At 70.8% G+C, this 9,552-nt stretch carries 10 protein-coding genes and 1 rRNA gene; 9 read left to right on the forward strand and 2 right to left on the reverse strand.

Features of this window, described 5'->3' with window-relative positions; translation table 11 throughout:
• Positions 1–88 precede the first annotated feature (88 nt).
• The 4 genes from AB0J33_RS21790 (at position 89) to AB0J33_RS21805 (ending at position 3,395) form a co-directional block, all read left to right on the forward strand.
• On the forward strand, positions 89–1,174 hold the full coding sequence (locus tag AB0J33_RS21790) for an exo-alpha-sialidase (protein WP_363615826.1): 1,086 nt from the start codon (positions 89–91) through the stop codon (positions 1,172–1,174).
• 2 nt (positions 1,175–1,176) lie between these two features.
• On the forward strand, positions 1,177–1,452 hold the full coding sequence (locus tag AB0J33_RS21795; protein ID WP_363615827.1) for a ubiquitin-like small modifier protein 1: 276 nt from the start codon (positions 1,177–1,179) through the stop codon (positions 1,450–1,452).
• A gap of 168 nt (positions 1,453–1,620) precedes the next feature.
• On the forward strand, positions 1,621–2,763 hold the full coding sequence (locus AB0J33_RS21800; RefSeq protein WP_363615828.1) for an LLM class flavin-dependent oxidoreductase: 1,143 nt from the start codon (positions 1,621–1,623) through the stop codon (positions 2,761–2,763).
• Positions 2,760–3,395: an FMN reductase gene (locus AB0J33_RS21805; RefSeq protein WP_363615829.1), complete on the forward strand. Its 636-nt coding sequence runs from the start codon at positions 2,760–2,762 to the stop codon at positions 3,393–3,395. The genes AB0J33_RS21800 and AB0J33_RS21805 overlap by 4 nt, the downstream gene beginning before the upstream one ends.
• Here AB0J33_RS21805 and AB0J33_RS21810 read toward each other — a convergent pair.
• A complete protein-coding gene (locus AB0J33_RS21810) occupies positions 3,388–4,260 on the reverse strand; it encodes a universal stress protein (protein WP_363615830.1) in 873 nt (290 codons plus the stop codon). The genes AB0J33_RS21805 and AB0J33_RS21810 overlap by 8 nt on opposite strands.
• 135 nt (positions 4,261–4,395) lie before the next feature.
• Here AB0J33_RS21810 and AB0J33_RS21815 point away from each other — a divergent pair, with 135 nt between their 5' ends.
• From AB0J33_RS21815 to AB0J33_RS21825, 3 genes are all read left to right on the forward strand, one after another.
• Positions 4,396–4,896: a GNAT family N-acetyltransferase gene (locus tag AB0J33_RS21815; protein WP_363615831.1), complete on the forward strand. Its 501-nt coding sequence runs from the start codon at positions 4,396–4,398 to the stop codon at positions 4,894–4,896.
• A gap of 9 nt (positions 4,897–4,905) precedes the next feature.
• Positions 4,906–5,547 carry a hypothetical protein gene (locus AB0J33_RS21820; RefSeq protein WP_363615832.1) on the forward strand — a complete coding sequence of 214 codons (642 nt, stop codon included), beginning with the start codon at positions 4,906–4,908 and terminating at the stop codon, positions 5,545–5,547.
• Between the two features lie 128 nt (positions 5,548–5,675).
• A complete protein-coding gene (locus tag AB0J33_RS21825; RefSeq protein ID WP_363615833.1) occupies positions 5,676–7,013 on the forward strand; it encodes a hemolysin family protein in 1,338 nt (445 codons plus the stop codon).
• A 22-nt stretch (positions 7,014–7,035) separates the two neighbouring features.
• Here AB0J33_RS21825 and AB0J33_RS21830 read toward each other — a convergent pair whose 3' ends face one another.
• Entirely contained in the window at positions 7,036–7,425 is a 390-nt protein-coding gene (locus AB0J33_RS21830; RefSeq protein WP_363615834.1) for a PaaI family thioesterase, read from the reverse strand.
• A gap of 100 nt (positions 7,426–7,525) precedes the next feature.
• Between AB0J33_RS21830 and tyrS the strand changes: the two genes are divergently transcribed.
• Positions 7,526–8,818, forward strand: a complete 1,293-nt coding sequence (gene tyrS / locus AB0J33_RS21835) for a tyrosine--tRNA ligase (protein WP_363615847.1) — start codon at positions 7,526–7,528, stop codon at positions 8,816–8,818.
• Positions 8,819–9,463: 645 nt separating this feature from the next.
• A 16S ribosomal RNA gene (locus tag AB0J33_RS21840) occupies positions 9,464–9,552 on the forward strand; the annotation flags it as partial.

Below are 9,552 nucleotides of genomic sequence, written 5' to 3' on the forward strand. Positions count from 1 at the left end.
GCTCGGCGGGCCGGCGTGTGCCTCGTCGAATGTGTCGGAGGCTGTGGCCATAATCACCGCACCTGCTCACCGACGGTCGGAGGTCGTCATGGCAACGCTGCTCGCGATCGGCACAGCCAAAGGATTGTTTCTCGCCACCAGCACCGACGACCGGCGCAGTTGGGAGATCACCGGTCCGCACTTCCCGATGACCGGTGTGTACGCGGTCGCGGTCGACACCCGTCGTCCTACCCCGCGGCTGCTCGCCGGCATGACCAGCTCACACTTCGGGCCCAGTGTCGCCACCAGCGACGACCTCGGCGCCTCCTGGGACGAGCCCGACCAGGCGCCGGTCGCGTTCCCGGCCGACACCGGCGTCTCCCTCGGGCGGGTCTGGCAGCTGATGCCGGCCGGCCCCGACGAGCCGGACGTGGTCTGGGCCGGCACCGAGCCTTCCGCGCTGTTCAGGTCCACCGACGGTGGCCGCAGCTTCGAGCTGGTCCGTTCCCTCTGGGACCACCCGCACCGCCCGCAGTGGGAGGCCGGCTTCGGTGGTCAGGCCGTGCACACCGTGCTGCCCCACCCGCGTGACCCGGCTCGGCTGCTGGTCGCCATGTCGACCGGCGGGGTCTACCGCTCGGAGGACGCCGGGGCGAGTTGGGCGCCGGGCAACACCGGCATCCGCGCCTACTTCATGCCCGACGAGTGGCCGGAGTTCGGCCAGTGCGTGCACAAGGTCGCGCGGGACTCCGGCAACCCGGAGCGGCTGTACGCGCAGAACCACCACGGCGTCTACCGCTCCGACGACGACGGCCGCACCTGGTCCTCGATCGCCGAGGGGCTGCCCAGCGACTTCGGCTTCCCGATGGTGGCCCACCCGGGGCGCAGCGGCATGGTGTGGACCTTCCCGTTGGTGGCCGACGGTGAGCGTTTCCCGACCGACCACCGCTGCCGGGTGTTCCGGTCCGCCGACGCCGGCGCCAAGTGGGAGCCGCTGTCGGTCGGGTTGCCCGAGGGCCCGTTCTATCCGGCGGTGCTGCGCGACGCGATGTGCGCCGATGACGCCACCCCCGGCGGGGTCTACTTCGGCACCCGTTCCGGCTCGGTCTTCGCCAGCCGCGACGAGGGCGACTCCTGGTCGTCGGTGGCGGCGCACCTGCCCGACGTGCTCTGCGTTCGCGCGGCGGAGGTCTGATCGTGGTCACCGTGCTGTTGCCCGGCCCGCTGCGCGGCGAGGCCGGCGGCGCGAGTCGGCTGAGCGTCACCGCCGCCGGGACGCTGCGGGCGGTCCTCGACGAGATGGCCGTCGCGCATCCCCGCCTGGCGCGCCGCATCCGCGACGAGCGCGGCGAGTTGCGCCGCTACGTCAACGTCTTCGTCGACGGGGAAGACTGCCGGCACTCCGGTGGTCTGGCCACCCCGGTCAACGACGGCGCCGAGGTGCAGGTGTTGCCCTCGGTGGCGGGCGGCTGAGCGAGCCGCGGCCACCGCGCGGGGCCTTTATCACCGGATGTCGCGTTGTGGGAGGTGACCGGCGCCACTGGGAGGCATCCCGCCGACGGAATAGTTGACGCGTCAAATAAGTTGAGAGCTGCGTCCGGGTACCACGACGGCACCCGGTTGACACGCGAGGAGCTGGTCATGCAGTTCGGAATCTTCACCGTCGGTGACGTCACGGTCGATCCGACCACCGGTCGGGAGCCGACCGAGCATGAGCGGATCAAGGCGATGGTCGCGATCGCCCTGAAGGCCGAAGAGGTCGGTCTGGACGTCTTCGCCACCGGCGAGCACCACAACCCGCCGTTCGTGCCGTCGTCCCCGACGACCATGCTCGGCCACATCGCGGCGCGCACCGAACGGCTGCTGCTGTCCACCGCCACCACGCTGATCACCACCAACGACCCGGTGAAGATCGCCGAGGACTACGCGATGCTCCAGCACCTCTCCGACGGCCGGGTGGATCTGATGATGGGCCGCGGCAACACCGGCCCGGTCTACCCGTGGTTCGGCAAGGACATCCGCGCCGGCATCCCACTGGCCATCGAGAACTACGACCTGCTGCACCGGCTGTGGCGCGAGGACGTGGTCGACTGGAAGGGCAAGCACCGCACTCCGTTGCAGTCGTTCACCTCGACGCCGCGGCCACTCGACGGTGTGCCGCCGTTCGTCTGGCACGGCTCGATCCGCAGCCCGGAGATCGCCGAGCAGGCCGCGTACTACGGCGACGGCTTCTTCGCCAACCACATCTTCTGGCCCAAGGAGCACACCCAGCGGATGGTCGGGCTCTACCGCCAGCGCTACGCGCACTACGGCCACGGCTCCGCCGACCAGGCGATCGTCGGCCTCGGCGGGCAGGTGTTCATGCGCCGCAACTCGCAGGACGCGGTCCGGGAGTTCCGGCCCTACTTCGACAACGCCCCGGTCTACGGGCACGGGCCGTCGCTTGAGGAGTTCACCCGGGAGACCCCGCTGACCGTGGGCAGCCCGCAGCAGGTCATCGACCGCACGCTCGGCTTCCGCGAGTACGTCGGCGACTACCAGCGGCAGCTGTTCCTGATGGACCACGCGGGGCTGCCCCTCAAGACCGTGCTGGAGCAGCTCGACCTGCTCGGCGAGGAGGTCGTGCCGGTGCTGCGCAAGGAGTTCGCCGCGCTGCGTCCGGCGCACGTGCCGGAGGCGCCCACGCACGCCTCGCTTGTCGCCGCGGCGGGCGGTGCCAAGGACAGCACCGTGCACGCCGTCGACGACGTGACGGGCAAGGCGCCGGAGGGGGCGACCCGATGACCCACCGCACCCTGGCCGTGATCTCGGCGGGGCTGAGTCAGCCCTCGTCGACCCGGCTGCTCGCCGATCAACTCGCCGCGGCCACCCGCGACGAGTTGGTCCGGCGCGGCGCCGACGTGCAGGTGCACGTCGTCGACCTGCGGGAGTACGCCCACGACGTGGTCAACAACATGCTCACCGGGTTCGCGCCGGCAGCGCTGCGTGAAGTCATCGACACGGTGACCGGGGCGGACGGGATCATCGCCGTCACCCCGATCTTCAGCGCCTCGTACAACGGGCTGTTCAAGTCCTTCTTCGACGTGTTGGATTCCGGGTCGCTGGTCGACCGGCCGGTGCTGATCGGCGCCACCGGCGGCACCGCCCGGCACTCGCTGGCGCTGGAGCACGCCGTCCGCCCGATGTTCGCCTACCTCCGGTCGGTGGTGGTTCCGACCGCGGTCTTCGCCGCCCCGGAGGACTGGGCGGACGGCACCGCCGACGGCGCGTTGCGCGGCCGGATCCGGCGCGCCGCCGCAGAGTTGGCCGACCAGATCGAGCGCCGGCCACCGGCCAGCGGCCCGGCCGACCCGTTCGCCCTCACCACCGATTTCCTCCAGATGCTCGGCCGGGGTGACGACAGCCCGGTCAGCTGACCTGATGGGCGACCAGCACCGGGCAGTGCGCGTGCTGGACCGCCGCCTGACTGACCGACCCGAGTAGCAGACCGGCGAACCCGGCCCGGCCCCGGGTGCCCACGACCAGCAGCGACGCCGAGCCGCTGGCCTCGATGAGCCCCTGGGCCGCGCCGGCTGCCCGAACCGGATGCTCCCGCACCACCAGGCCGGGGTGCTCGGCGCGCACCTCGGCCGAGGCGTCGGCGAGGAGCCGCGCCCCCTCGGCCTGGTACGCGGCCTGCGACTCCTCGATCTCCTCCGGCACCGTCCGGCCCTCGCCCGGCGGCCCGACGTGCACCAGCACCACCGGCACGTCCCGCAGCGCCGCCTCGTCGGCGCCGTAGCTGACGGCCCGCCGGGACGGCTCGGAACCGTCGACACCGACCAGCACCGGGGCGTCCACCGGGATCGGCTGCTCGTCCGGGCGGACCACCAGCACCGGGCAGTGGGCGTGCGCGGCCACCTGCGCGCCGACCGAGCCGAGCAGCAGCCCGGCGAACCCGCCCAGACCGCGGCTGCCCACCACGACCAGCTCCGCCCGACGGGACTCCTCGATCAGGGTGGCCCCCGGACCGCCGGCGACCTGACGCACCTCCACGGTGAGGCCGGGGCACCGGTCGACCAGCTCGGCCGCCGTGCGCTCCAACATCTGCTGCGCCTCCTCCGAGGGCACCGGCACCCCGAGGTCGTACGGGTTGAGCGGCACGCCGTAGCCGAACGGGTGCAGGTAGGCGTGCACCAACAGCAGCGGCCGGGACCGGAGCAGCGCGACCCGAGCCGCGTGCTCGGCGGCGACGAGGCTGGACGGCGATCCGTCCACGCCCACCACGACAGGTCGGTTCATCGGCGCTCCCAGAGTCGGCCTGCTCATTGTCGACCGCCCGACCGCACCGGCGGGGCCGGACGCGCCGACTCGCGGCGCTCGCCGCCCGACTCCACGCCGCCGCTTCGTGTCACCCCGGTTGCATACCCTCGTCCGATGACTTCCGATGTGCGGCTGCGCCCGGTCCGCGAGGACGATCTCGTCGAGTTCTTCCTGCACCAGCAGGACCCGGAGGCCAACCGGATGGCCGCGTTCGGCCCCAAGGACCCGTCCGACCGTCGGGAGTTCGCCCAACACTGGGCCCGGGTGCTCACCAACCCGGCGAACCTGGTCCGCACCGTCGAGGTCGACGGCGACGTGGTCGGTTACGTGAGCGCCTTTCCGGTCGACGACCAGACCGAGGTCAGCTACTGGATCGACCCGGCCCGCTGGGGCCGGGGTCACGCCACGGCGGCCCTGGCCGCTCTGCTGCGCGAGCTGCCCCGGCCGGTGCGCGCCCGCGCCGCCAAGGACAACGCCGCCTCCCTCGCGGTGCTGCGCAAGTGCGGGTTCGTCGTGATCGGCGAAGACTCGGGGTACGCCAACGGCCGCGGCGAAGACGTCGAGGAGTGGCTGCTGGAGCTGCCCGCCGACGCCGCTGACCTGGGCGGGCACTAGTCTCGCGGGGTGAACTGGTGGGATCTCGTCGGCTGGGCCGGCTCCGCGGTGCTGGTCTGGTCGCTGCTGCAGTCGCGCATCCTGCGGCTGCGCGCGTTCAACCTCGTCGGCTGCTTCGTGCTGATCGGCTACAACGCCGCGATCGAGGTCTGGCCCGGTGTCGGGCTCAACGTGGTGCTCGCGGCCATCAACATCTGGTATCTGCGCGGGATGCTCGCCACCCGGCACGACGAGAAGACCTACCAGGTGGTGGAGGTCGGCGTCGGCGACCAGTTCCTCGCCCACACGCTGCGGGTACACGCCACCGACATCGCCCGGTTCAACCCCGGCTTCCACTGGGACCCGGGCGCGTCGGGGTGCTCCGCGTTCCTGGTGGTCACCGCCGACGAGGTCGTCGGCGTGGTGCTGTCGCACGCCGAGGCGCGCGGTGTCGCCCAGATCGACCTGGACTACGTGACCCCGAAATTCCGGGACTTCACGCCGGGCGAGTTCGTCTACCGGCGCAGCCACCTGTTCACCGAACGAGGCTTCCACCGGGTGGTCAGCCCACCCCGGATGGTCGCCCCGTACTACCACCGCCTCGGCTTCCGCCCGGAGGGCGACTCGTACGTCCTCGACCTGCCCGTGTCGGTGACCACCGATTCGGCGTAGCGTCGCCGGGCAGGATTCGGCCGGCGCCGGACGGGGCAAAGACAACGCCTGACGCCGGGCGGGCTCGCCGACCGGCGGGTGCCGCGCGTACCGGCCGGTGCCACCACCGCAGAGGGAGCGAACCGGGCGTGCAGAGCTACGGGAGCCAACTGGCCCTGGTCGGAGTCCTGGTCGTGATCAACGCGCTCTTCGCCGGCAGCGAGATGGCGCTGGTGTCGCTGCGGGACAGCCAGATCCAGCGGTTGGAGCGCACCAGCCGGGCCGGGCGGGTGCTGGCCCGCCTCGCCAAGGACCCGAACCGTTTCCTGGCCACCATCCAGATCGGCATCACCCTCGCCGGTTTCCTGGCCTCCGCCGCCGCGGCGGTCTCGCTGGCCAAACCCCTCGTGCCGCTGCTCGGGTTCTTCGGCGGCGCCGCCGAGACGGTGGCGATCGTGGCGGTCACCCTGGCGCTGACCTTCGTCACCCTGGTCTTCGGCGAGCTGGCGCCCAAGCGGATCGCCATGCAGTCCGCCGAGCGGTGGGCGCTGCTGGTGGCCCGCCCACTCGACCTCCTCGCCAGCCTCACCCGGCCGGCCGTCTGGGCGCTCGGCGCCACCAGCGACGTGGTGGTGCGCCTGGTCGGGCTCAACCCGAAACACCAACCGGAGGAGATCGGCCCGGACGAGCTGCGCGACATCGTCGCCGGCAACCACGGGTTCACCAAGGAGCAGCGGACGATTATCGCGGGCGCCGTGGAGATCGCCGACCGGCGGTTGCGGGCTGTCCTCGTACCCCGGTTGCAGGTCTTCACGCTCGACAGCGGGACCACCGCGGAGGCCGCGCGGCTCGTGCTGGCCGCCACCGGGCACTCCCGGGCTCCGGTCGTGCGCCACGGCGGCCTGGACGACACGGCCGGGGTGATCCACCTGCGCGACCTGGTGGGCGTGCCCGACGACCGCCCGGTCGACGAGATCGCCCGGCCGCCGATGCTGCTGCCGGACTCGCTACCGGTGGTGGACGCGCTGCGTCAGTTCAAGGCCGAGCGGCAGCACATCGCGCTCGTGGTGGACGAGCGTGGCGCCGTCGACGGCATCGTGACGCTGGAGGACATCCTGGAGGAGATCGTCGGCGAGATCTACGACGAGACCGACCGGGACGTGCGCTCGGTGCGGCGCGACCCCGACGGCGCGTTGCTGCTGCCCGGCACCTTCCCGGTGCACGACCTCCCGGACATCGGAGTCGAGCTGCCGTCCCGCCCGGCCGGCGACTACACCACCGTCGCCGGGCTGGTGCTGGCCCGGCTCGGGCACATCCCCACCGTCGCCGGGGAGGACGTCACGCTGGACGGCTGGGTGCTGATGGTGGCCGGCATCGACCACCGGGCGATCACCGAGGTACGGCTCAGCCGCGTACCCGATGAAACCGACGGCGACGCCGACACCGACCCGGCCGCGGAACCGGTGCTGGACCAGGCCCGCGGTTGACCCGTCCGGCGATCGGTGGCGCTCAGGCGGGCGAGAGGTTCTGTAGCCGGACCTGACCACGGGCGACCAGTCGCTCGTCGGCGTCGGTGATCTCCACCTGCCAGAGCTGCTGGCTGCGGCCCCGGTGCACCGGGGTACCGACCGCGGTCAGCTCGCCGTCCCGGACGGCCCGCAGGAAGTCGGTCTGGTTCGACACCCCGACCACGGTGCCCCGGTCGGCCAGCCAGAGGGAGCCACCCACGCTGGCCGCGGTCTCCACGACCGAGCAGTACACCCCGCCGTGCTGGATGCCGAACGGCTGGTGCAGCTCCGGGCGCACTCGCCAGCTGATGACCACCCGGTCGGCGCTGGCCTCCTCGAACGTGAGGCCGAGCAGGGCGACGAAACCACCCATCAGATCCGGCATCTCCATGGCAAGGCCCTCCTCGATCAACGAGGCGCAAGCCTAGCCGGGGCGGATTGCGGCAAACCCGGTACGGGTCGACGCCGACGATGGGGGAGAATCGGTGACCGTGACCGACAGCAGCCCCCCGCCGTCCGGGCGGGACTCCCTGACCGACGACCTGCTCTGGCGTGGCCTGATCCAGGACTCGACCGGCCTCGACGAGCTGCGCGAGCTGCTCGACGGCGGAGGTGCCGCCACCTATTACGTGGGCTTCGACCCCACCGCGCCGAGCCTGCACGTCGGCAACCTCATGCAGGTCCTCATGGCCCGCCGGCTGCAACTCGCCGGCCATCGCCCGTTGCTGCTGGTCGGCGGGGCCACCGGGCAGATCGGTGACCCGAAGGAGAGCGCCGAGCGGGCGCTCAACCCGACCGAGGTGATCGCCGGCTGGGTGGAGCGGATCCGCGAGCAGCTCGCGCCCTTCGTGTCGTACACCGGCGACAACGCGGCGCAGCTGGTCAACAACCTGGACTGGACCGGCGAGATGTCAATCGTCGAGTTCCTCCGCGACGTCGGCAAACACTTCCCGGTGAACAAGATGCTGGCGCGGGAGGTGGTGCGGGCCCGACTGGAGACCGGCATCAGCTTCACGGAGTTCAGCTACCAGCTGTTGCAGGCCAACGACTTCTTCGAGCTGCACCGACGGCACGGCTGTCAGCTCCAGTTCGGTGGTTCCGACCAGTGGGGCAACATCACCGCCGGCGTCGACTACGTCCGTCGCCGGGGCGCGGGGCCGGTGCAGGCGTTCACCACGCCCCTGGTCACCAAGGCCGACGGTACGAAGTTCGGCAAGAGCGAGGGCGGCGCGGTCTGGCTCGACCCGACGATGACCAGCCCGTACGCGTTCTACCAGTTCTGGCTCAATGTCGAGGACCAGGAGGTCGACCGCTACCTGCGGTACTTCAGCTTCCGGACCCGCGACGAGCTGGAGGAGCTGGCGAAGGCGACCGCCGAACGGCCGGCGGCCCGGCTGGCGCAGCGGGCGCTCGCCGAGGAGCTGACCACCCTGGTGCACGGCGCCGACGAGACCCGACAGGCGATCGCCGCCAGTCAGGCGCTCTTCGGCCGCGGTTCCTTGGACGAGTTGGCGCCGGAGACGCTGCGCGCGGCACTGACCGAGGCGGGCCTGGTACGCCTCTCCGGCGAATTGCCCGATGTGGCGGGTCTGCTGCGGGATTCCGGGCTCGTCAGCGGCCTCAAGGAGGCTCGGCGGGTGATCGCCGAGGGCGGCGCCTACGTCAACAACAACCGGGTGACCGAGGTGGACGCCGGGGTGTCGCCAGCCGATCTGCTGCATGGCCGATACCTGGTGCTGCGCCGGGGGAAACGTTCGTTCGCGGGCGTTGAGCTGGGTGAATAGCCTCCCGTCGACGATGTGACGGGGGACGCGTCCGGCGGATTTGACGATCATCCCGCCGGACGCGTAACTTTCTCTCTGCCAGCGCGGAACGGACGAAACAGGCGAAAGCCTGAAACGGCCGGAGCGCCGGCCAACGACCTCGGAGGTCGGGCGGGCTTGCTCGCCGGAACTCCAACCGGGAGGTGCCGCCAGAAACGCCGCGAGGCGGATTTGGTGCGGCGAAACCGACCGGGTATGGTTACGAACCGGCAGGGCACCGGGCGGGTCGCGAGAAATCGCGACGGCCGGCCTGCCGAATCCATGACGAGGGCGGCGCAAGCCGGTCGAGACATGGTGCCCGCATTATCGGATGAAGCACGACGAACCGCGAAACACCGGTTTGACACGGCCGAAACGAGCGGGTAACGTAGTAAAAGTGCCTGGCGCTGGAAAGCGCTACGGACACGGTACGGAAAAGCCCCGGTTGGGGTTCCACTGAGGTGGGGCTTCTGGTCGGTGTGTGGTTGTTCTTTGAGAACTCAACAGGGTGCTTGTAAAGCCAGTGCCAATTATGATTTATACCCCGGACTGGTCAGTTTTTGCTGGCTGGTTGGGATTCCTTTGGCAACATTTGTTTGTTGTCGGGATTGCTGTTCAACTAATTTTTTGTTGGAGAGTTTGATCCTGGCTCAGGACGAACGCTGGCGGCGTGCTTAACACATGCAAGTCGAGCGGAAAGGCCCTTCGGGGTACTC

It is taken from the genome of Micromonospora sp. NPDC049645, from assembly GCF_040675155.1.
Taxonomy (GTDB): Bacteria; Actinomycetota; Actinomycetes; order Mycobacteriales; family Micromonosporaceae; genus Micromonospora.